The 21,465-nt window shown below is 57.6% G+C and carries 17 protein-coding genes; all 17 read left to right on the top strand.

Features of this window, described 5'->3' with window-relative positions:
- The first annotated feature begins 45 nt into the window (after window positions 1-45).
- Window positions 46-1,779: an ABC transporter substrate-binding protein gene (locus WA928_RS05620; protein ID WP_424300640.1), complete on the top strand. Its 1,734-nt coding sequence runs from the start codon at window positions 46-48 to the stop codon at window positions 1,777-1,779.
- A gap of 13 nt (window positions 1,780-1,792) precedes the next feature.
- Window positions 1,793-3,403 carry an FAD-dependent oxidoreductase gene (locus WA928_RS05615; protein WP_424300637.1) on the top strand — a complete coding sequence of 537 codons (1,611 nt, stop codon included), beginning with the start codon at window positions 1,793-1,795 and terminating at the stop codon, window positions 3,401-3,403.
- Window positions 3,404-3,667: 264 nt separating this feature from the next.
- Window positions 3,668-3,988: a flagellar transcriptional regulator FlhD gene (flhD, locus tag WA928_RS05610; RefSeq protein ID WP_424300634.1), complete on the top strand. Its 321-nt coding sequence runs from the start codon at window positions 3,668-3,670 to the stop codon at window positions 3,986-3,988.
- 3 nt (window positions 3,989-3,991) lie between these two features.
- Window positions 3,992-4,576: a flagellar transcriptional regulator FlhC gene (flhC, locus tag WA928_RS05605; RefSeq protein WP_424300631.1), complete on the top strand. Its 585-nt coding sequence runs from the start codon at window positions 3,992-3,994 to the stop codon at window positions 4,574-4,576.
- Between the two features lie 94 nt (window positions 4,577-4,670).
- A complete protein-coding gene (gene motA / locus WA928_RS05600) occupies window positions 4,671-5,540 on the top strand; it encodes a flagellar motor stator protein MotA (protein WP_424300628.1) in 870 nt (289 codons plus the stop codon).
- Window positions 5,541-5,555: 15 nt separating this feature from the next.
- On the top strand, window positions 5,556-6,674 hold the full coding sequence (gene motB / locus WA928_RS05595; protein ID WP_424300625.1) for a flagellar motor protein MotB: 1,119 nt from the start codon (window positions 5,556-5,558) through the stop codon (window positions 6,672-6,674).
- Between the two features lie 14 nt (window positions 6,675-6,688).
- Window positions 6,689-8,764: a chemotaxis protein CheA gene (cheA, locus tag WA928_RS05590; RefSeq protein WP_424300622.1), complete on the top strand. Its 2,076-nt coding sequence runs from the start codon at window positions 6,689-6,691 to the stop codon at window positions 8,762-8,764.
- A gap of 27 nt (window positions 8,765-8,791) precedes the next feature.
- On the top strand, window positions 8,792-9,289 hold the full coding sequence (locus WA928_RS05585) for a chemotaxis protein CheW (protein WP_424300619.1): 498 nt from the start codon (window positions 8,792-8,794) through the stop codon (window positions 9,287-9,289).
- 42 nt (window positions 9,290-9,331) lie between these two features.
- Complete coding sequence (locus tag WA928_RS05580) at window positions 9,332-11,056, top strand: methyl-accepting chemotaxis protein (RefSeq protein ID WP_424300616.1); 1,725 nt, start codon at window positions 9,332-9,334, stop codon at window positions 11,054-11,056.
- A 15-nt stretch (window positions 11,057-11,071) separates the two neighbouring features.
- On the top strand, window positions 11,072-11,917 hold the full coding sequence (locus WA928_RS05575; protein ID WP_424300613.1) for a CheR family methyltransferase: 846 nt from the start codon (window positions 11,072-11,074) through the stop codon (window positions 11,915-11,917).
- A 19-nt stretch (window positions 11,918-11,936) separates the two neighbouring features.
- Window positions 11,937-13,004 (top strand): protein-glutamate methylesterase/protein-glutamine glutaminase, encoded by a 1,068-nt coding sequence (locus WA928_RS05570; RefSeq protein WP_424301163.1) that lies wholly within the window; start codon window positions 11,937-11,939, stop codon window positions 13,002-13,004.
- Window positions 13,005-13,057: 53 nt separating this feature from the next.
- Window positions 13,058-13,441, top strand: a complete 384-nt coding sequence (gene cheY, locus WA928_RS05565; RefSeq protein WP_424300610.1) for a chemotaxis response regulator CheY — start codon at window positions 13,058-13,060, stop codon at window positions 13,439-13,441.
- 10 nt (window positions 13,442-13,451) lie between these two features.
- Complete coding sequence (cheZ, locus tag WA928_RS05560; protein WP_424300607.1) at window positions 13,452-14,099, top strand: protein phosphatase CheZ; 648 nt, start codon at window positions 13,452-13,454, stop codon at window positions 14,097-14,099.
- Window positions 14,100-14,211: 112 nt separating this feature from the next.
- Entirely contained in the window at window positions 14,212-15,765 is a 1,554-nt protein-coding gene (locus WA928_RS05555) for a methyl-accepting chemotaxis protein (RefSeq protein ID WP_424300604.1), read from the top strand.
- A 94-nt stretch (window positions 15,766-15,859) separates the two neighbouring features.
- Window positions 15,860-17,023: a flagellar biosynthesis protein FlhB gene (gene flhB, locus WA928_RS05550; protein ID WP_424300601.1), complete on the top strand. Its 1,164-nt coding sequence runs from the start codon at window positions 15,860-15,862 to the stop codon at window positions 17,021-17,023.
- On the top strand, window positions 17,020-19,134 hold the full coding sequence (gene flhA, locus WA928_RS05545; RefSeq protein WP_424300598.1) for a flagellar biosynthesis protein FlhA: 2,115 nt from the start codon (window positions 17,020-17,022) through the stop codon (window positions 19,132-19,134). Before flhB ends, flhA begins: the two co-directional genes overlap by 4 nt.
- The gene (gene flhF / locus WA928_RS05540; protein WP_424300595.1) at window positions 19,131-21,464 is read left to right on the top strand and encodes a flagellar biosynthesis protein FlhF; all 2,334 of its coding nucleotides are present in this window, start codon (window positions 19,131-19,133) and stop codon (window positions 21,462-21,464) included. The genes flhA and flhF overlap by 4 nt, the downstream gene beginning before the upstream one ends.
- Window position 21,465 lies beyond the last annotated feature (1 nt).

Raw genomic sequence — 21,465 nt, 5'->3', positions numbered from 1 at the left:
GATCAAAGTATCGGGGCAGACACGATAAAACCTGAGGAGAGCAATATGAGATTTCGCTACACTGCAGTGGCGCTGGCTATGGCCTGCGCCCTGGGCAGCCAGGCCGCATGGGCCGGCATGGCCGAAGCCGAGAAGTGGATCAACACCGAGTTTCAGCCATCGACGCTGAATAAAGACCAGCAAAAAGCAGAGATGCAGTGGTTTATTGATGCGGCTGCCAAACTCAAAGCCAAAGGGGTCAACGAGATCAACGTGGTCTCCGAAACCCTGACCACCCACGAATACGAGTCCAAGGTGCTTGCCAAGGCCTTCGAGGAAATCACCGGCATCAAGGTCAACCACGACCTCATCCAAGAAGGGGATGTGGTCGAAAAGCTGCAAACGTCGATGTTGTCTGGCAAATCCATTTACGATGGCTGGATCTCCGACTCCGACCTCATCGGGATGCACTATCGCTATGGTGAAGTGCTGTCGCTGACCGACTATATGAAAGGTGCGGGCAAAGAGTTCACCAACCCCGGGCTTGATCTCAAGGATTTCATTGGTACGTCGTTCACCACGGCGCCGGACGGCAATATGTATCAGCTGCCCGACCAGCAGTTTGCTAATCTGTACTGGTTCCGCTACGACCTCTTCAACCGGCCTGACCTCAAAGAGAAATTCAAGGCCAAATATGGATACGATCTCGGCGTGCCCATCACCTGGTCGGCATACGAAGACATTGCCAAGTTCTTTACTGATGATGTGAAAACCATTGATGGCAAGCCTATTTATGGCCATATGGATTACGGCAAGAAAGACCCTTCCCTGGGCTGGCGCTTCACAGACGCCTGGTTGTCGATGGCGGGCTCGGCCGACAAAGGCACGCCCAACGGCTTGCCGGTTGACGAATGGGGTATCCGTGTCGCGGACGATAACTGCACCCCGGTTGGCGCATCCGTGGCGCGTGGCGGGGCCACCAACTCGCCGGCCGCTGTATACGCACTGACCAAGTACATCGACTGGATGAAAAGCTACGCGCCCAAAGAAGCCATGGGCATGACGTTCTCCGAGTCGGGCCCGGTGCCTGCCCAGGGTGAAATCGCCCAGCAGATCTTCTGGTACACAGCCTTTACTGCCGACATGACCAAAAAGGGCTTGCCGGTTGTCAACGAAGACGGTTCGCCCAAGTGGCGAATGGCACCTGCGCCGCATGGCCCTTACTGGAAAGAGGGGATGCAAAACGGCTATCAGGATGTGGGTTCCTGGACGTTCTTCAAGGATCATGATCCCGATAAGGTGGCAGCTGCCTGGCTGTATGCGCAGTTTGTGACGGCCAAAACCACCTCGCTCAAAAAATCCATCAAGGGCCTGACATTTATTCGCGACAGCGATATCCGTAGCGATTTCTTCACCAAGAACGCCAACCGTTATGGCGGCCTGATTGAGTTCTATCGCAGCCCTGCGCGGGTGGCCTGGACACCCACGGGCACCAACGTGCCGGATTACCCCAAGCTGGCCCAGTTGTGGTGGCGCAACATCTCGCAGGCCATTGCCGGCGAGAAAACGCCTCAGCAGGCTATGGATAACCTCGCCACTGATATGGACAAGGTCATGGCCCGTCTCGAGCGTGCCGGGATGAAACGTTGCACCCCCAAGCTCAATCCCAAGAGCGATCCGTCCAAGTGGCTCAGCGACGATCACGCCCCCTGGAAGAAGTTGGCCAATGAAAGCCCGAAACCTGAAACGGTTTCCTACGATTCATTGTTGCAGGCCTGGAAGGAAGGTCGCGTCCGTTAAGGGTATGGATGTCATGTCTCAAACCACTGTCCCGTCGCCGGCTGTCACCAACCGGGCTCAACTGCTAGCCGAGCTTGTCTCCCTCGAGGCAGTTGATCTGGTTGTCATTGGCGGCGGGGCCAGTGGGCTGGGGGTGGCACTGGACGCCCGCTTGCGCGGGCTGTCCGTGTTGCTGCTCGAGTCGCACGATTTTGCAGGCGGCACGTCTTCGCGCGCCACCAAATTGGTGCATGGGGGCGTGCGCTACCTGGCTCAGGGCAATATCGGGTTGGTGCGCGAGGCATTGCACGAGCGCCGTGCGCTACTCAACAATGCACCTCACCTGGCTCAGCCGCTGGCGTTCATCATGCCTGCCTATCGCCCCTGGGAAGTGCCGTTTTATGGTATCGGGCTAAAAATGTACGACGCCCTGGCAGGTGCTGCGAGCCTGGGCAAGACCCGCTGGTTGGGTAAATCCAGCACCCTGGCGCAATTGCCGGGGGTCAATGCACAGCATCTGTACGGCGGCGTCAAATATTGGGACGGCCAGTTTGATGATGCGCGTCTGGCGCTCACACTGGCCCGCACCGCCGCTGCGCAAGGCGCCTTGCTGGTCAATTATTGTCCGGCTGTGGATATTCTCCACGAGGACGGGCGTATCTGTGGCGTACGCTGGAAAGACGGGTTGGCGGCCTCTGATCAGCCCCTCGAAGGGCAGGTGCGCGCACGCTGCGTCATTAATGCCACGGGTGTCTGGGTAGATGCCCTCCGGCAACTGGACGACGCAGCACGCGGCCAGCGGGTGCGGCCTATGGTGGCACCCAGCCAGGGTGTCCACTTGGTGGTCGATCGTTCGTTTTTACCTTCTGATCATGCCTTGCTGGTACCGCACACGCGGGATGGCCGGGTGCTGTTTGCCGTGCCCTGGCTGGGTCATGTCATATTAGGTACCACCGATACACCTCGGGATCATGTCGAGCGCGAACCGCATGCGCTGGCAGAAGAAGCTGCCTTTATTCTTAGAGAATCCGCCCATGTGCTGGCCCGTGCACCGCAGGCGGCGGATGTGCGCAGCGTCTGGGTGGGCTTGCGCCCACTGGTGCGTCCGGATGCCGATGCCGGAAGCACCAAATCAATCAGTAGAGAACACACCGTTCGCGTCAGTCCTTCGGGGCTGGTTACAGTCACCGGTGGCAAGTGGACAACCTACCGTGCTATGGCTGAGGATGTCTTGCAGCACTGTGTGCAAGCAGGCCTGCTCAACCCATTGCCCAAATGCCAGACTGCGCGGTTTGCGCTGTTGGGTGCACCCGACAGGCAGCAGCCCTGGCCGTCGTTGGGGGCATCTCCGGGCCTGCAGTGCTATGGCACCGAGGCTGCAGCTGTGCAGGCCTTGCCAGGGGCCGATATCGAGCTGGGCCTGGGCTTAACCGAGGCCATGGTGCGTTATGCTGCGCGCTATGAGTACGCGCAGACGGTTGCGGATGTGTTGGCTCGGCGCCACAGGATGTTGTTTCTTGACGCCACATTAGCGGCTCAGGTGGCGCCTCGGGTTTCAGCAATTCTGCAGCAAGAAATTCGCTCGGATGGTAATTTGGATGCTTTTCTTGCGCTTGCGGCGCAATATAAGCGGGTTCCTACTTAAATCCAAATGTATCTGTCAACTTTTGTTAATAAAAGAAATAATTAAAAGTCAACATTAGTATTTCTAAGTAGAAAATTAGCGCCAAAAATACGCTCATTTAACGGTATACTCTGTCTGTCCATGTAAAAAGTGCATGAAATTGTTTCTTTTATGTCTTAATTTGATCTTTGTAACTTGATAACATGTGACAAATCTCAACTTCTGCACCCGCTGCATCCATTGCTGCAGGGGTTTCCAGACATTAAGTTACATCTAAGGGATAACATGTCCGATCTTGATTCTGCGCTGCTTAACGACATTCGTGAGGTCAATCTGTCCTACCTGATGCTGGCCCAGCGTCTTTTGCGCGATAACCTCGCAGCAGGGATGTTTCGGCTTGGCTTCGATCAAGATGTTGCAGAAATCGTGCTAAGCCTCTCTCCTGCGCAAATCGTCAAACTGGCAGGGTCCAACTCAGTGCTGTGCGCGTTTCGCCTCAATGATGCCCAACTCCTTAATTCGCTTACCCACGAGGTGCTTGGTGGCGTGTTGCAGCAGGCACATTCAACTATCCTGATGAGCCGTCAGGAACCCATCTCCGCCTGATCCATGAGCAGTAAAAGCGTTTCTCGCGAGGCCGACGACATTCTGTTGGCTACCGACATGATTCGTCTTGGAGCACGGCTTCAGGTGTTGCAGGCGGAAACCTCGCTCAGCTACGACCGCCTGGCCCGGCTGTATCGCGAAGTCAAAGGGGCCTCGCCTCCTAAGGGGATGCTGCCTTTTTCCGTCGACTGGTTCATGACCTGGCTGCCCAATATCCATTCCAGCCTGTTCTACAACACCTATCGTTATCTCGACGCCTTTACGCCGGCACGCAAGGCGTATGCGCTGGTGCAGGCATACCGGCTCTACCTAGAGCAATCCTCGGCAGGCCTGCAGCCTGGCGAGCCCCTGCCAGACGAGCCTGTATTGAGTTTTACCCGGGCCTGGATGCTGGTGCGTTTTTTCGAAAGCGGTCTGGTGCAGTTGTCCTGCTGTCAGCAGTGCCGTGGGCAGTTTGTAGCCCATGCGCACGACCCCGAAGCTGGCTTCGTGTGTGCCGTGTGCAAGCCGCCTCCAAGGGCGGGTAAAACCAGCGCACGACGCAAAGCGGCACGACGTGCAGCGGCATCTTTGCAGTCAGACGAGTGATTTACAGACAAAAAGGCCTGTTGAACCATGCTTTTGAATGCCTGAAATCAGGCGAACATTAACAAAATTCTGACGACTTTCAAGGCGCGCGCACGTGTTTATTGTTCTAGGGTATCTGATTGTCCTGGTTGGGGTATTTGCCAGCTTCATCGGCGTGGGCGGTCATCTGGGCGCACTCTACCAGCCATTCGAGTTCCTTCTCATAGGCGGCTGCGCACTGGGTGCCTACGTGGGTGGCAGCAATGGCGCCTCCATCAAGCTGCTGATCGAAGCGATCCCCAAGGCACTCAAACGCAATCCCTATGGCAAGACGCTCTACATGGAGCTGCTGGCACTGCTGTATACCCTGCTCAACAAGGCCCGGCGCGATGGCCTGATGTCCATCGAATCGGACATTGAAGATCCGAAATCCAGTGCGGTGTTCGCGCAGTTTCCCCAGATCCAGAAAGACGCCAAGCTGATGGAGTTTCTCACTGACTATCTGCGGATCATGATTAGCGGCAACATGAACCCCTTCGAGATCGAAACCCTGATGGATCAGGAAATCGAAGCCTTGCACAGCGAACACAACACACCCATCAATGCCGTACGTGCTGTGGCTGACAGCCTGCCGGCGTTCGGCATCGTGGCGGCCGTTTTGGGTGTGGTGCACGCGCTGGCTTCTGTCGACCAACCACCTGCTGTGCTGGCAGACCTCATCGCCAAGGCGATGGTGGGTACCTTTTTGGGGATTTTGCTGTCTTACGGTTTTGCAGCGCCTTTCGCAGCTGCCGTCGAGCGTCAGTCAGTGGCGGCCATCAAGGTGCTTGAATGCATCAAGGTCACGTTGCTGGCCAGCATGAACGGTTATCCACCACCCCTGGCTGTTGAGTTCGGCCGCAAGATCCTGTTCTCCACGGTGCGTCCTACCTTTACTGAACTCGAAGCTCACGTGCGCCAGGCCAAGAGCCAGGCCGCCAAGTAGGCGAGGGGCGGGAGAATGGCCAAACAGGACACCGGACGGGTTGTCGTTCGCCGTAAGCGTGCTTACGGCGAAAGTCATCATGGGGGCAGTTGGAAAATCGCATATGCTGATTTCATGACGGCCATGATGGCGTTTTTCTTGGTGATGTGGCTGTTGTTGCTGATCCCGAAAACTGAGCTTCAAGGCATTGCCGAATATTTCCGTATGCCTCTGATGACGGCAGTCACCGGAGGCCCCAACCTGGATACCAGCAAATCGGCAATCCCGGGTGGGCAGCCCAGTGTGATTCCCAATGTCAGTCCCAAGCCCCCCGCTGCCACGGCCGATCAGGATGCGGGTGATCTGGCTGATCTCGAAAACCTCGAAAACCTCAAGCAGCAACTCGAGAATCTGATCGAAAACAACCCGGTGCTAAAGCAGTTTCGCCCGCAACTGTTGCTGGACATGACGCCCGATGGTTTGCGCATCCAGATCCTCGACCAGCAAAATCGTCCAATGTTTGCCACAGGCAGTGCCCGGGTGCAGCCGTACATGCGCGATATCCTGCGCGAACTGGCGCCGCCCATCAATCAGCTCCCCAATTCGATCTCCTTGTCCGGGCATACCGATGCCATGCAGTATGCCTCTGGTGATCGTAGCTACAGCAACTGGGAGCTTTCCGCCGATCGGGCCAATGCCGCCCGGCGGGAGCTCGTGGCTGGCGGACTGGTCGAAAAAAAGGTTAAGCGGATCCTGGGTCTCAGTGACACCGTCAATCTGATCGAAGACGATCCGATGGCGGCAGTCAATCGCCGCATCAGCATCCTGGTGCTCAATCGCAGTGCAGAGCGCCGCATCGATCGCCAAAATACCGCTGGTGCCAGCGGCGCCCGGATTCGGGCCATGCTCGAAGAGCTTAGCCACCCAAGCACCAATGACAGCCAGCCCTCCGGTGCCGGCAGTCAGCCTGGGGTGGCCACAGAACCTGCCACGCAGGCACCCGCAGTGGTACCGGGTAACGTGGCACCACCGGCGGCAGGCGCAGCCAGTGTCGGCACTGATAATGCACCATCTCAGCCGGGCGCCGATGTGCCTGGCTTGAGCCAACCTTCCGGCCAGCCGGCGGCGACATCCGCCCCGGCTGCCAGTCAATAAGCTTGGAGATAGACATGGGTACAGGCGTGGATCTCAGCGAATTCTATGACACGTTTTTTGACGAAGCCGATGAGTTGCTGGCCAACATGGAGCAACTGCTGCTGAGGCTGGACCTCAGCGCCCCCGATTCTGACGACCTGAACGGTATCTTCCGGGCGGCGCATTCCATCAAGGGCGGGGCAGGTACGTTTGGCTGTTTCGAAGAGCTCGCCAAAACGACACACCTGCTTGAAAATCTTCTAGACCTCATCCGCCATGGTGAGCTCGCGCTGCGTCAGGACATGATTGATTTGTTTTTGGAGACCAAAGACGTGCTGACCGATCAAGTGGCTGCGTATCGCGGTTCTGAAAAACCTGACCAGCAGGCTTACGAGCGGATTTGTGCACAATTGCGCCAGTTGGCGCTTGAGCACGAACAAGGCAGTGCACCTGCGGCTGCAGCTGCCGCTGCCGCGCCAGTTGCGGCTGCCGTTGCCCCTGTGCCGGCCAAACCAGCACCGGCATCTGCAGGTACGCAGGGCAACCTGCCCGTACGGGTACGCATCCATCAGATTCAGGATAAGGATATCGAACCCCTGTGTAACGAGATGGCCTTGATGGGCACCATCTTGCACCGCGAGCAGCAGGATGGTCATCTTGCCCTGTGGCTCCAAACCACGACAGCTGCCTCCGACCTCGAAGCCGTGTGCTGCTTCATTGTCAACGCGGATCAAGTGGATGTGGCACACGAGGCACTGCCTGGCGTCACCACGCCGCCGGCAGCGCCGATGCAGGCATCTGATGCATCGGCAAGTGCGGCAGAGCCGCCCGCCGATACCGAGACAGCCGACGATTCCAGCCCTGCAGACCACCACCTCGACCAGCCGGTTGGCTCCGGAAAATCTGCGACGCACAAGGCCAAAAAAGAAAGCGGCACCATTCGGGTCGGCGTCGAAAAAGTCGATCAGATCATCAACCTGGTGGGCGAGCTCGTGATCACTCAGGCCATGCTGGTGCAAACATCCCAGTCGCTCGATCCGGTTCTACACGATCGCCTGCTTAATGGTATCGAGCAGCTCGAGCGTAACGCCCGTGACCTCCAGGAATCCGTCATGTCGATCCGCATGATGCCCATGGACTATGTATTCAGCCGGTTTCCTCGGGTTGTGCGCGAAAACGCGCATAAGCTGGGCAAGCAGATCAAGCTGGTCACCAAGGGTCAGGCCACCGAGCTCGACAAGAGCCTGATCGAACGCATTATTGATCCCCTTACGCATCTGGTGCGCAACAGTCTGGATCATGGTATCGAGACACCTGAGGCCCGTATGGCCCAAGATAAGGATCCTGAAGGCACGCTGATATTGTCTGCACAGCACAACGGCGGCCAGATCATCATCGATGTAATTGATGACGGTGCCGGGCTGAGCCGCGAAAGAATTCTCAAGAAAGCCATTGCCCAGGGCTTCCCGGTGTCGGATGCCACGCCCGATGACGACCTCTGGCAACTGATTTTCGCACCAGGGTTTTCAACAGCAGACAAAGTGACCGATATTTCCGGACGCGGCGTAGGCATGGATGTAGTGCGTCGTAATATCCAGAGCATGGGTGGCCACGTACAGCTGTCTTCACGCAAGGGACAGGGCACCACCACTCGTATCGTGTTGCCACTTACCTTGGCGATTTTGGACGGCATGTCGGTCAAGGTGGGCGAAGAAACCTTCATATTGCCTCTTTCGCATGTCACAGAATCCATGCAAGCCAGTGAAGAGCAGATTCACCGCATCTCTGACACCGAGCAAATGCTTCATGTGCGTGGCGAATACCTGCCGGTTGTGGCCCTGCACGAGACCTTTAATGTGGCCAATGCCGAGACGGATCTCACCAAGGCCATTGCGGTCATCCTCCAGGCCGAAGATCAGCGGTTTGCCTTGATGGTGGATCATCTCATTGGGCAGCATCAGGTGGTGGTCAAGAATCTCGAAACAAACTATCGCAAGGTGCCGGGGATTTCGGCCGCTACTATTCTGGGTGACGGCAGCGTCGCCCTGATTGTGGATGTTTTTGCCTTGCGTCGGGCAGCCAGCACCATGCGTTCGGCTGCCACCGTCTAACTCCAAACTCTCTGCAACGGAGGCCTTATGAACCTGACAGACACTAAGCCAGACGCAGCTGAAACCCAAGGGAAAGAATTCCTCATTTTTACGCTGGCACAGCAAGAATATGGAATCGATATCCTGAGGGTACAAGAGATTCGTGGCTACGATAGCCAAACGGTCACGCGCATCGCCAATGTGCCGTCCTTCATCAAGGGGGTTACCAATCTGCGCGGTGTCATCGTTCCCATCGTCGATCTGCGCATGAAATTCAATATGGAAGATGTCCAGTACACCGCACAAACAGTGGTGGTGATTCTCAATATTGGGTCGCGTGTGGTTGGTGTGGTGGTGGACGGCGTGTCTGATGTGCTGATCTTGCAGTCCTCCCAGATCAGTGCGGCGCCCCAGTTTGGTTCTGCTTTTTCCACCGAGCACCTTACCGGTATCGGCACGGTGGGTGATCGCATGCTGATTTTGGTTGATATCGAAAAACTCATGTCCAGCGAAGAAATGGCGCTGGTCGAGAGCGCAGTCGCTTGATTCACATTCTGTTATTGCTTATGCCCCAGGGGTCTCAATTCCATGTTGTCCGATAAAAAGCGCCGCGTAAGCGCACTCAAAGTTCGCACCAGCCTGGTTCTGGTGCTCGTCTTTTTCTTTGTCATGCTGGTGTCGGGCGCCTTGCTGGGGGTGCTGTCATTAAAAATGAACAACGACGCCCTTAAATCGATTACCCGTGGTCAGGAAACCATCTCCATTCTTGATGATGCCTATGGGCAGTATCAACAGGCCCAGGTTCTGATGGGACGGACGCTGGCCAGTGTGGTTGTCAACAGCGATCTCACCAATAATGCGATTCTGTCCAACTGGAATGCCGGCGATCAGGACAGCGCATCTACGTTCAGTGACGAAACCCGTCGATTTCTGAGCCTGTCTGAGGCGGCGCTTAACCGTGCTGCTGAAACCTTGGGCCTGTTTGATGGATCAGCCCAGCTGTATCTGGGGCAAGGCAGCGGGTATCAGAAAGTTAGCCAGACTTTCAAGCAATTGATCGAGGTTGCTGTGCCGGCAGCCATGGCAAAACTGAAAGCGGGTAGTGTGGATGAGTACGCCCAGCTGCAAAAAAACCAGATCGACCCTCTTGCCCAGAAGCTGGATGAGACATACACGGCTTTAAAGCAAAATCAGGCTGCCGAGGCCAATCGGGCGCTTCAAACCGAAGACCAGCACCTGCAGTGGGTCATGATCGTTGTCGGGGTGTCGATGGTGGTGGCACTGCTTGCAGCGTTCCTGGCCTACGTATTTTTGGTGCGCGTGGTGCTTCGTCCCTTACATTTGGCGGGCCAGCACTTTGATCGCATCGCCGCTGGAGACCTGACTGCGCCCATTGATGTGCCTTCGCGCAACGAGATTGGGGTGCTGTACCTGGCCATGCAAAGGATGCAGGAAGGCCTGGCGCGCATGGTGGCACAGGTGCGCAGTGGCGTGGGCGAAATCCGTGTTGGTTCACAAGAAATCTTTGCCGGTAACACCGACCTCAGCAGCCGTACCGAGCAACAGGCAGCATCCTTGCAGGAAACCGCTGCCAGTATGGAGCAGTTGGCCAGTACCGTCCGGCAGAACGCCGACAATGCGGCACAGGCCGACCAGTTGGCCAAAAGTGCGGCGGACGTGGCCCTGCGCGGAGGCGAGGCTGTTAGTAGTGTGGCAGAGACGATGGCGGGGATTACAGATAGTTCCAGCAAAATGGCAGATATTGTTAGCGTAATTGACGGTATTGCATTTCAAACCAATATTCTGGCACTTAACGCGGCTGTCGAAGCCGCCCGGGCCGGAGAGCAGGGCAAGGGCTTTGCCGTGGTGGCAGGCGAGGTGCGATCTTTGGCACAACGCAGCGCTCAGGCAGCCAAAGAAATCAAAGGCCTGATTGACGATTCAGTGGTTCGCGTGCGCCAGGGTTCAGAACGCGCCCAGGATGCCGGGCGCATCATGGAAGAAGTCGTGCGCTCTGTGCAGGGCGTCACTGCCATCATGAACGAGATCTCGGCGGCATCTCGCGAGCAGTCCGAAGGGATCGGCCAGATCAATACTGCAGTCACTGATATGGATCAGGTGGTGCAGCAAAATGCTGCCCTGGTCCAAGAGGCCGCCAGTGCAGCGGGTTCGCTGCAGGAACAAGCCGAGAACCTGGGGGCAGCCGTATCGGTTTTCCAGATCTCCAAAGGCGGTGATGTGATCGATGTCCACGGCGGCCAGTTGGGCTATACGCCGCAGCTACGCCCGTCTCTTGCACTGCAACAGAGTTGATGGTTTGCCAATAATATGATCCACGACTCTTCGTCCGTCGGTTATTTTTCCTCGCCCGCATTACCTAAAGCAGACGGGCAGGATCTGACGCGCGCAGTGGATCTGTTGCACCATCGGGCCGGTATTGTGCTGGGTGAGCACAAAAGGGACATGGCTACCCGTACCCTGGGTTTGCGCGCGCATCATGCGGGTCTGGGATCGGTTCGCGACTACCTGAACTTCCTTGAGCACAATCCCCAGGCCGATGAGTGGGGTCATTTCGTTAATGCGTTCACCATCAATCACACGGCATTCTTTCGCGAACAGCATCATTTTCAGATTCTGGCCGAGTTTGTTCGTAAGCGGCGCAAGCCGATCAATGTCTGGTGCTGTGCATCATCCAGCGGCGAAGAGCCCTATACTCTGGCCATGACGCTGCACGATGCCTGTGGCCAGAACGACACTGGCATTTCGGTGCTGGCCACCGATATTGATACCCAGATTCTTTCCCAGGCAAAAAAGGGTGTTTACACCCTGGATCGTATCAAGCCCGTACCGCCCGAGTTTCTCCGGCGCTATTTCTTGCGTGGGACAGGCCGGCAGTCGGGTATGGCGATGGTCAAGCCGGTGATCCGTAACATGGTTACTTTTGAGGAGCTCAACCTGGTGTCCCCAAGTTGGCCGGTCAGTCAAAAATTTGACGCTATTTTTTGTCGCAATACGATGATTTACTTTGATAAGGCGACACAAGCCCGTATCCTTGAGCGCTTTGCCCGTCTGGTGAAGCCAGGTGGCCTGATGTTTGCAGGGCACTCCGAAAACTTTACCTATCTCACGGATATCTGGCGTTTGCAGGGTCAAACAGTCTACGCACTTGCCTGATTTTCGTTTTATTGTTGCCATGGCAGAATCCAAAAAAATCCGTGTCTTGTGTGTCGACGACTCGGCACTGGTGCGCAGCCTGATGACAGAGATCATCAATGCGCAGCCAGACCTCGAAGTCGTGGCCACTGCGCCTGATCCGCTCATTGCGCGAGAACTGATCAAACAGCATAATCCGGATGTCCTGACCCTGGACGTCGAAATGCCGCGCATGGACGGGCTCGATTTCCTCGAGCGCCTGATGCGTTTGCGCCCGATGCCCGTGGTGATGGTGTCGTCGCTCACCGAGCGCAACTCCGAAGTCACCCTGCGTGCACTCGAGCTGGGGGCTGTCGATTTTGTCACCAAGCCAAAGCTGGGTTTGCGTGATGGCTTGATGGAATACGGCGATCTGATTGCCGATAAAATCCGGGCGGCTGCGCACGCGCGTATACGGCCGCATGCGCTTCAGTCGGGTGCGCGCACGCCACGCCCCCGATTGTCCGCCCATTTTGCCACCACCGAGAAGCTGATCCTGATTGGCTCATCCACAGGTGGCACGGAAGCCATTCGGCGCGTGCTGGAGCCCTTGCCTGCCAATAGCCCCGCCATCTTGATCACCCAGCACATGCCGGCCGGTTTTACCAAGTCGTTTGTGCAGCGCCTGGATGGCCTTTGTGCCGTGCATGTCCACGAAGCTGAAGACGGCCAGCGCGTGCTGCCCGGGCATGTCTATTTAGCCCCGGGCGGCATCGCCCACATGAAACTTGCCCGCAGTGGCGCCAATTATGTGATCGAGCTCGAATTCTCCGAGCCGGTGAACCGTCACCGCCCCTCGGTGGATGTCCTGTTTCATTCGGGTGCCCAGGTGGCCGGCAAAAATGCAGTCGGCGTTATCCTCACCGGTATGGGAAAAGACGGCGCCCAGGGCTTGTTGGCGATGCGCCAGGCTGGTGCCCGTACGTTTGCTCAGGATGAAGCCAGTTGTATTGTGTTTGGAATGCCCCGAGAGGCTTTGCTGATTGGTGCCGCCGAGGAGGCTGTGCCTCTGGACAGTATCAGCGAGCTGATTTTGAAGAGTGCCGGTTCCTATGGAAACCGCGTATAAAAATTGGCGGTTGTCCGCCCTTGTTTTCTGCCTGATTGATTGGAGAACCATCCGTGGTCCAAAAAACCCTAAAAATCCTGATCGTTGACGACTTTCCGACGATGCGCCGCATCATCAAGAACCTCCTCAAGGATCTGGGATACGAAAATGTTGATGAAGCCGAAGATGGTGTGCAGGGGCTTGAGAAGCTGCGAAATGGGGGCTTCGAGTTTGTGGTCTCCGACTGGAACATGCCCAACATGGACGGTCTGACCATGCTGCAAAATGTTCGTGCTGACCCCAATCTGGCCAGCTTACCCGTGCTGATGGTGACGGCCGAGGCCAAAAAAGAAAACATCATTGCGGCGGCACAGGCCGGTGCCAGCGGCTATGTGGTCAAGCCATTTACTGCTGCCACTCTAGAAGAAAAACTCAACAAAATCTTCGAGAAGCTGTAAGGGGGGCATCATGGCAGAAGAACAAACATCCCCCGAAGCATTGGATCCACAGGCAGTTCAGTCTGACCTCATTCACCGGATTGCGCAGCTTACCCGATCGTTGCGTGAGAACATGCGGGAGCTGGGCCTGGATCAGGCGATCAAGGATGCGGCGCATGCCATTCCTGATGCGCGCGACCGTTTGCACTATGTTGCCCAGATGACCGAGCAGGCCGCCAATCGTGTGCTCAATGCCGCCGAGCAGACGCAGCCATGGCAGGAGTCCATGGGCAGCGATGCCAAAGCGCTGGATGTGCGTTGGCAAGACTGGTTTGATCACCCTGTCGAACTCGACCAGGCGCGTGTGCTGGTGGATGACACCCGGACGTTTCTGAAGTTGGTGCCCGAGAAAACCCAGGCCTCGCAAAACAATCTGCTGGAAATCATCATGGCCCAGGATTTTCAGGATCTCACCGGCCAGGTGATCATGAAAATGCTGGGAGTCATTGGCGCCATCGAAACAGAGCTTGTACAGGTTCTGATCGATAACGCACCGCTCGAGAGGCGCGAAGAAACCCAAAACCTGCTCAACGGGCCCGTGGTCAACGCGCAGGGCAAGGCCGATGTCGTCACCAATCAAGATCAGGTGGATGACCTTTTATCCAGCCTGGGCTTTTAGGGGATTGCAGGGGTTCCGCTTGGTATCGTTACGGTGTCCGTGCCCCAGATGGCCCAGAGTATGGACACCTTATCACTGACAGCCGATCAACAGGCTGCTTTTGGGGGTAGACATGATTACACAACGCACGCGGTTTCTGGGTTTAGGTCGTTTATTAAGGCAGTTGCGCCGCGGGCGGGCAACTCTGGACGACCGCGCCTGGACGCTCAATCCTCTCGCATGGCCTGTCAGCCGGTTTCTATCCAGGCTGCGCGAGCGCCTGATCACCATGCGGCAATCCAGCATCCGTATTGCCATCAATGCGGCACGCCTGCAGGCCCATACCCAGGCCTGCGAAACCATGGCACAGGCGCAAGCCTCCGAGGCCGAAAATCTTTCTGCGCAAGGTGTGCAGATTTCCGGGCTGTCTCAACAAACCGCCGATACGGTCTCCCAGGCCGCCGGGGTGTTCCGCACGCAACTTGGGAGCCTGCAAACCACGCAGCAACAGTTGTCTGACCTGCAGCAGCGCGTCACACGGGTGACCGAACGCATGCAGGTGTTTTCCCAAGTGGTTGTCCAGCTCAGTCAACGGGCGCGTTCTGTCGAAGACACAAGCCGCCTCATCAAAGATATCGCTTTGCAAACCCATCTGCTGGCATTAAACGCCGGGGTAGAGGCCGCCCGGGCGGGTAAGGCAGGGCAGGGATTTGCCGTGGTTGCTACCGAAGTCGGCAAGCTGGCCGAGCGCGTCAATTCCGCCACTGGCGAGATCGTTCAGCAAACGGGTGAGATCCTTGGCCTGGTGTCCGACTCCGAAAAGCAAAGCAAGGTGATTTACGCCGATATGCAGGCATCCGACCAGCTTGTGGGTGATTTTGCCGGACAATTTACCAGTCTTGTGCGTGAGCTTGGCCAGGTCGGCTCGCAACTCGAGGATGTGACACACCAAGTGTCTCAGGTAAACGATACCAATCAGTCCATGAGTGCCTCGATTGAGCTCATCGCCGATCACAGCGCTGTACTGCGCCAACGGATGCAGTCTATGCGCGAGCAGGTGCACGGGGTGCGCAATCAGACAGAAAACCTCCAGGAGATGCTGGCGGCATGGCGTACCGGTGGCACGCCTTTTGATCAGCTTGAGGCTATCCTGGGCCAGCTGCGCAACCGCTCATTGGCACTGCTGCGCCGCTCGCGGGGCGAGGGCGTGGATGTGTTTGATAAGGCGTATCAACAGATCCCCGGTAGCCAGCCGCCACGTTACCGTGTGGCCTACGACGGCAAGATCGACCGTGCACTGCAAGAAATTCTGGACGATATCCTGCAGCAGATTCCACATGGCTCATACGCCATTCTGATCGACATGAATGGTTATGCGCCCACGCATAATCGCCGCTACGCCCAACCCCCAACTGGTAATGTCGAGCACGATACTGCCCATTGCCGGGACAAGCGCCTGTTTGATGATCAGATCAGCCAGGGGGCAATCCGCAACCGCGCAGGGGTGTTGTGCCAAACATATATGCGCGATACGGGCGAGATCATCACCGATGTCTCCTTGCCGGTCGAACTTGCTGGGACACGCTGGGGGGCGGTGCGTATCGGCCTGGATTATCAGCGCTTCGAACAACAGCTGCAGGCGCTTACTCAGCCGGCCACCGAAACACAACAACTGGCAAGCCTTTGAATTGCCACGGCTATTGCATCTAGCTTTGCGATTTTGCGGGTTTGCCCGTCCAGTACAATTCAGGCTCACTTAATATCGCCGGACACCCGCCCGCATGGCTGAGGATAGCGATCTCGAAAAAACCGAACCCGCCTCTCCCCGGCGCCTTGAAAAGGCGCGCGAGGAAGGGCAGGTTGCGCGTTCGCGAGAGCTGGGTACTTTTTTGGCGCTGGTGGCAGGGATTGGCACCCTATGGTTCCTGGGCGACACCTATTTTCGTGTCTTGCAAGGTGTCTTGCACAACGGGCTCTGGTTTGATCCGGGAGTCGTCCGGGATCCGCAGGTCATGTTAAATGTGGCGGCGACCTCCGCCTGGCAGGCCTTGCTGATTCTCTTGCCGGTTTTTGTTTTGTTGATGGTGGTTGGGATATTTTCATCGGTTGCCCTGGGGGGCTTTTTGCTCTCGCCCAAGGCGCTCGAGCCCAAGTTCGAGCGGATGAATCCCCTAAAGGGCCTGAAGCGGTTTGTTGAGGCGCAAACCGCAGTTGAGCTCCTGAAAACATTGGCCAAGGCGGCGTTGATCGGCATCGTTGCCATCAAGGTGATCTGGGCGTATTTGCCGGACATGCTGGCACTCACCCATATGTCGGTCAGTGATGCACTGGCCCAGGGCCTGTCGCTAGTGGCGTTGACGTGTCTCTGGGTGGCCTCGTCCTTGGTGATTCTGGTGCTGATTGACGTCCCATGGCAGCTCTGGAACCACGCCAAACAGCTGCGTATGTCTCGTGATGATGTCAAACAAGAGAACAAGGAAAGCGAGGGGGATCCACATGTCAAAGGCCGCATCCGTCAGCAGCAACGCTCGATGGCGCGGCGGCGCATGATGACTGCCGTACCCGAGGCGGACGTGGTGGTTACCAATCCGACACATTACGCGGTTGCTTTGCGCTACAGCGAAGGCCAGGGTGGTGCGCCAACGGTCGTGGCCAAAGGGGCCGGTCTGATTGCCGCCCAGATCCGGCAACTGGCCCAAGAAAACAACGTTGCACTTCTGGAGGCCCCCCCCTTGGCCCGAGCCCTGTATCATCACGTCGATCTCGATCGGGAAATTCCGGCAGCGCTGTATGCAGCGGTGGCCGAGGTTCTCGCATGGGTCTATCAGGTGCGCACTTGGCAACATGGCTCGGGTACACTCCCTGAAGCTCCTCAAAGTCTGCCGGTTCCACCTGACCTCGATCCGCAGCACTCTTCTAACGCGGCACACGCATTCGCTTCATGAACAACTTCCTGGATTTCCTGAAAACCCAAGGCTTTGGGCAAGCCCGACTGCTGGCCGGCCCGATTCTGATCCTCATGGTTCTGGCCATGATGATTTTGCCGTTGCCGCCGTTCATCCTTGATCTATTGTTCACTTTCAATATTTCCTTGTCTGTGATGATCTTGCTGGTGGCGATGTTTACTCGCAAGCCGCTTGATTTTGCAGCGTTTCCATCGGTTTTGCTGTTTGCCACGCTGCTCAGGCTGTCCCTCAATGTGGCGTCCACGCGCGTGGTGCTGCTCAACGGCCATCAGGGCCCAGCAGCGGCGGGGCACGTCATCGAAGCCTTTGGCCACTTTCTGGTGGGCGGCAATTTTGCCGTGGGGATCATCGTATTCATCATTCTGGTGATCATCAATTTCATTGTGATCACCAAAGGTGCCGGCCGTATCGCTGAGGTGGGCGCCCGGTTTACCCTGGATGCCATGCCGGGCAAGCAAATGGCCATCGATGCCGATCTGAATGCAGGGCTGATTGGCGAAGATGATGCGCGTGCCCGACGGGCCGAAGTCTCCCAGGAGGCCGAGTTCTATGGCGCCATGGATGGTGCCAGCAAATTTGTGCGCGGCGATGCGGTGGCGGGTTTGTTGATCATGGTCATCAACATCATCGGCGGCCTTATCGTGGGTGTTGCCCAGCACGATATGTCTGTGTCGGATGCGGGCAGTGTTTATACGCTGCTTACCATTGGTGATGGCCTGGTGGCCCAGATTCCGGCGCTGGTGATTTCAACCGCAGCCGGTGTGGTGGTGTCGCGGGTTGCCACCGACCAGGACGTCGGCCAGCAGATGCTGGGTCAGCTGTTTGCCAATCCCAATGTCCTGTTTATCACCGCTGCGATCCTCACCCTGATGGGCTTGATTCCCAATATGCCGCATGTGGCCTTTTTGCTGCTGGCAGCCATTATGGCGGGGGGCGGCTGGGCCATTTATCAGCGACAGCAAAAGGCGCTGGCGGCTTCTGCCAGTCAACCTGATCGCGAGCAGGCTGCCGCGGTGGCTGCTGCGTCCGAGGCCAGTTGGGATGATGTCTCGCCGGTAGATCCATTGGGGCTTGAAGTAGGCTACCGTTTGATTTCGCTGGTGGATCATCAGCAAAGTGGCGAGCTTCTGCACCGTATTCGTAGCCTGCGCAAAAAATTTGCCGGCGAGATGGGCTTTTTGCCGCCCGTCGTGCATATCCGTGACAATCTCGAGATCAAGCCAACCGACTACCGGATTCTGCTCTTCGGCGTCGAAATCGGCCGGGGGGTTGCCCAGTTGGGACAGTGGTTGGCCATCGACCCCGGTGGTGTCACGGGCACGGTGGCAGGCACGGCCACCAAAGATCCTGCCTTTGGGCTGCCGGCAGTCTGGATTGATGCGTCCCTGCGCGATGAAGCCCAGGTGCATGGATATACTGTGGTAGATGCAGCTACAGTGGTGGCCACGCATCTAAATCATCTGATGCATCGCTATGGGGCCAAGCTGCTGGGGCGGCAGGAAACCCAGCAATTGCTTGATCACGTGGCGCGCGAGGTACCCAAGCTGGTCGAAGATCTCGTGCCCAAAACCATTACGCTGCCGCAGCTGCAAAATCTGCTGCGCAGCCTTCTGGACGAAGACGTGCCTATCCGCGATATGCGCACCATTCTCGAAGTGGTCACCGAGCACGCGCCGCGGCTGGCATCTGCCAATCCTGCGGGTACCGGGCCAAACCTGGACGAGCTCCTGGCGCAAGTTCGAGTAGGCCTGGGCCGCGCTATCGTGCAGCATTGGTTCTCGGGGGAAGAAGAACTCCGGGTGATGGGGCTGGATGCGCGGCTTGAGCGGGTGCTGACGCAGGCTATCGGCAGCAGTGGCGCACTCGAGCCCGGCCTGGCAGAAAACCTGTTGGTCGAAACCCAACGCCTGGTGCACGAACAGGAAGACCGTGGTGATGCACCGGTATTGGTTGTCCCGCCCATGTTGCGTGCGTCCCTGTCGCGGTTCTTGCGCCATCACCTGCCGCATATGGCGGTGCTCTCCAGTGCCGAGATCCCTGAAGAGCGTATGATTCGGGTCACGGCCGTTATCGGAGGGACTGCGACGTGAACATCAGCCGCTTCTTTGGGGCAACCAACCGAGAGGCCATGCGTCAGGTTCGGCTTGCCCTGGGTTCTGAAGCCCTGATCATTTCCAATAAGCGTGTCAATGGCGGTGTTGAGATTCTTGCCACCGACCAAACCTTGCTGGCTGAAGATGATCAGGCAGCGATACCGGCACCTTCTGCATCTGCGCCGCAAACACCGACACCAGCATCCCCGGTGCCAGGGCCTGCATCTCAGGATCCTGCCATGCCTCTCAGCGGGGCCATCGATGAGCTTAAAAGTTCACTCGAAAGCCGCTTTGATGAGTTGCTGTGGGGCAATCAGCTACGGCGCTCGCCCCATGCCGTCACATTGTTTCAAAATTTGCTGAGGTTTGGCTTTAGCACCACGCTTTTACGCGCAATGCTGAAAACCATGCCCGAGTTCTCGGGCGTGCGTGCCGCTGTGCAGTGGGCACGCGCCGAGCTCATCAAGCATCTGCCGGTGCTGGCGTCTGAAGATCAGCTATGGAAGCCAGGCCTGGCGCTGGCGCTGGTAGGGCCTACCGGCGTGGGCAAGACAACCACGATCGCCAAACTGGCTGCGCGCTGTGTCCGTCGCAACGGGCCCGAAAGCCTGGTGCTCCTGACCACGGATACCTACCGGATTGGTGCGCACGAACAACTCAAGATTTATGGCCAGATGATGCGCGTGCCGGTGCATGTGGTGCAAGACGTCTATGCGCTGCGGCGGATCCTGGAAACGGTTCGGCCAGATCAAACTGTATTGATCGACAATGTGGGTATCAGCCAGCGAGATCGCTATGTTGCCGATCAGGCTGCCTTGCTGGCAGGAGCAGGGCGTCAGGTAGAACGCCTGTTGGCGCTCAATGCTTCCAGCCACGGCGATACCCTGGACGAAGTGGCACGCTCGTATGCGCGCGATGGGGGTACTCCGCTGCGTGGCTGCGTCATCACCAAGATCGACGAAGCAGCAAGCCTGGGGGCGGCGCTGGATACAGCCATCCGGTTTCGTTTGCCGGTTCATTATGTATCCAATGGCCAAAAAGTACCCGAAAACCTGCTGTTTCTGACAGCACCCGAACTGCTGGATCACGCATTGGCGCCTGTGCAGTCGGCCCGGCCACAGTTTTCACCCACCGAGGCAGATCTTGCTGCCTTGATGGCGATTACCCAGCCAGAAGAAACCGCCGAGGCTCTGGAGCAACGCCGTCGTCAGCAAGTACTGTTGCCGCAGCTGCTCACTCAAACGGCAGGTACCCAGGCTCTGGGCCTGGATGTGCTGCAGCAGGCAGTTGCCAGGCTGGACGAAGATATCGTGCTGTCCGAAGCCTATCATCTCTGGCGCAGCCGTACGGCACAAGATCTTCCTGCTTCCATCGATGTCATCGACCATCTTCATCGGGTTGCGCTGGCCAACTTGGGAGACAGCGAAAGAGTGTGGGTGGTGCACGATCGTCAGGCGCTGTCCTGGCAGGGGAGCAAGGGACATTGGGCAATTGCAGCCTGGTTTGGTTCCAAGGGTCAGCCGCTGGCTGTCGCCAATCAGCAGATCGGGCTGGCGGATGGCTGGTACTCGCCGCAGCAGGCGCAGCTCAAGGCGCCACCGGCCGCCGATGCCCTGCTGGATCAAATCTATCTTGAATCCGACCCCGATTCTCATTTGGCCCGCTGGCATGTGCTTGAGGGCGGCAGCCAGGCCTTGCTGCGCCAGCTCACCGCGCAGGGACACGCTTGGCTCTCTCTTTGCGGTGCGCGCACGCGGGTTTACCAAAACGACGAGGCCTGTGTCGTATCCGCTGCCGCGTCACAAGCAGCCTTGCAACCCTTGCCCAATCATCTGTTCACCAGTCTGCGCCAGGTGTCCGGCCGGGATACGGCACAGATCGCCTGGTGGGCAGGCCTCACCCGGGTTCAGTTACAGTCACGTGGCCAGGCACCACTGCCCGTACAGCTATTGTGTCTTCGGGCGCTGGATGTGCGTGATGGCCATGTCATCAAGGTGTGGCATGCATTGCTGCCCGCTGGGCTGGTAACACCACCGTTGTCAGAGCTTGCGCTGGCCCTGCTTGTACGCCAGGAGGCGCATGCAGCCTGGCGGTTGGCCGTGCCGCTGCTGGCTGATGGGTCTGAAAAAGAAACCGAGCCTCTGCTGGATCGGGCCGTGTTGGCGGCCCAGCTGGGCCTGGCCGCCTGGAGCCTCACGCAAAGCCCTTACCTGGTTTCAGCGGCACATGCCGCTGCGCGTATGCTGGGTGCCGAACAGCTCTCTGCCCGGCAGGCCCCCGCAGGCTTGCTTAAGCTGTTTACGCTTAAAGAGCTCTTGTCTGCCTGAT

The sequence above is a fragment of the Castellaniella sp. genome (assembly GCF_049651205.1).
Lineage (GTDB): Bacteria > Pseudomonadota > Gammaproteobacteria > Burkholderiales > Burkholderiaceae_B > Castellaniella.
The sequence above is the reverse complement of the archived record's forward strand: the minus strand, read 5'-3'. Positions and strand labels throughout refer to the sequence as shown.

What these genes read in the sequence shown, in the direction of transcription:
- flhA (WP_424300598.1), top strand. Translation starts at nt 17,020, where the DNA reads ATGAACAACTTCCTGGATTTCCTGAAAACCCAAGGCTTTGGGCAAGCC.
- WA928_RS05570 (WP_424301163.1), top strand. Translation starts at nt 11,937, where the DNA reads ATGGCAGAATCCAAAAAAATCCGTGTCTTGTGTGTCGACGACTCGGCA.
- WA928_RS05575 (WP_424300613.1), top strand. Translation starts at nt 11,072, where the DNA reads ATGATCCACGACTCTTCGTCCGTCGGTTATTTTTCCTCGCCCGCATTA.
- cheA (WP_424300622.1), top strand. Translation starts at nt 6,689, where the DNA reads ATGGGTACAGGCGTGGATCTCAGCGAATTCTATGACACGTTTTTTGAC.
- flhD (WP_424300634.1), top strand. Translation starts at nt 3,668, where the DNA reads ATGTCCGATCTTGATTCTGCGCTGCTTAACGACATTCGTGAGGTCAAT.
- cheZ (WP_424300607.1), top strand. Translation starts at nt 13,452, where the DNA reads ATGGCAGAAGAACAAACATCCCCCGAAGCATTGGATCCACAGGCAGTT.
- WA928_RS05615 (WP_424300637.1), top strand. Translation starts at nt 1,793, where the DNA reads ATGTCTCAAACCACTGTCCCGTCGCCGGCTGTCACCAACCGGGCTCAA.
- motB (WP_424300625.1), top strand. Translation starts at nt 5,556, where the DNA reads ATGGCCAAACAGGACACCGGACGGGTTGTCGTTCGCCGTAAGCGTGCT.
- WA928_RS05580 (WP_424300616.1), top strand. Translation starts at nt 9,332, where the DNA reads ATGTTGTCCGATAAAAAGCGCCGCGTAAGCGCACTCAAAGTTCGCACC.
- flhB (WP_424300601.1), top strand. Translation starts at nt 15,860, where the DNA reads ATGGCTGAGGATAGCGATCTCGAAAAAACCGAACCCGCCTCTCCCCGG.
- flhC (WP_424300631.1), top strand. Translation starts at nt 3,992, where the DNA reads ATGAGCAGTAAAAGCGTTTCTCGCGAGGCCGACGACATTCTGTTGGCT.
- WA928_RS05555 (WP_424300604.1), top strand. Translation starts at nt 14,212, where the DNA reads ATGATTACACAACGCACGCGGTTTCTGGGTTTAGGTCGTTTATTAAGG.
- WA928_RS05585 (WP_424300619.1), top strand. Translation starts at nt 8,792, where the DNA reads ATGAACCTGACAGACACTAAGCCAGACGCAGCTGAAACCCAAGGGAAA.
- WA928_RS05620 (WP_424300640.1), top strand. Translation starts at nt 46, where the DNA reads ATGAGATTTCGCTACACTGCAGTGGCGCTGGCTATGGCCTGCGCCCTG.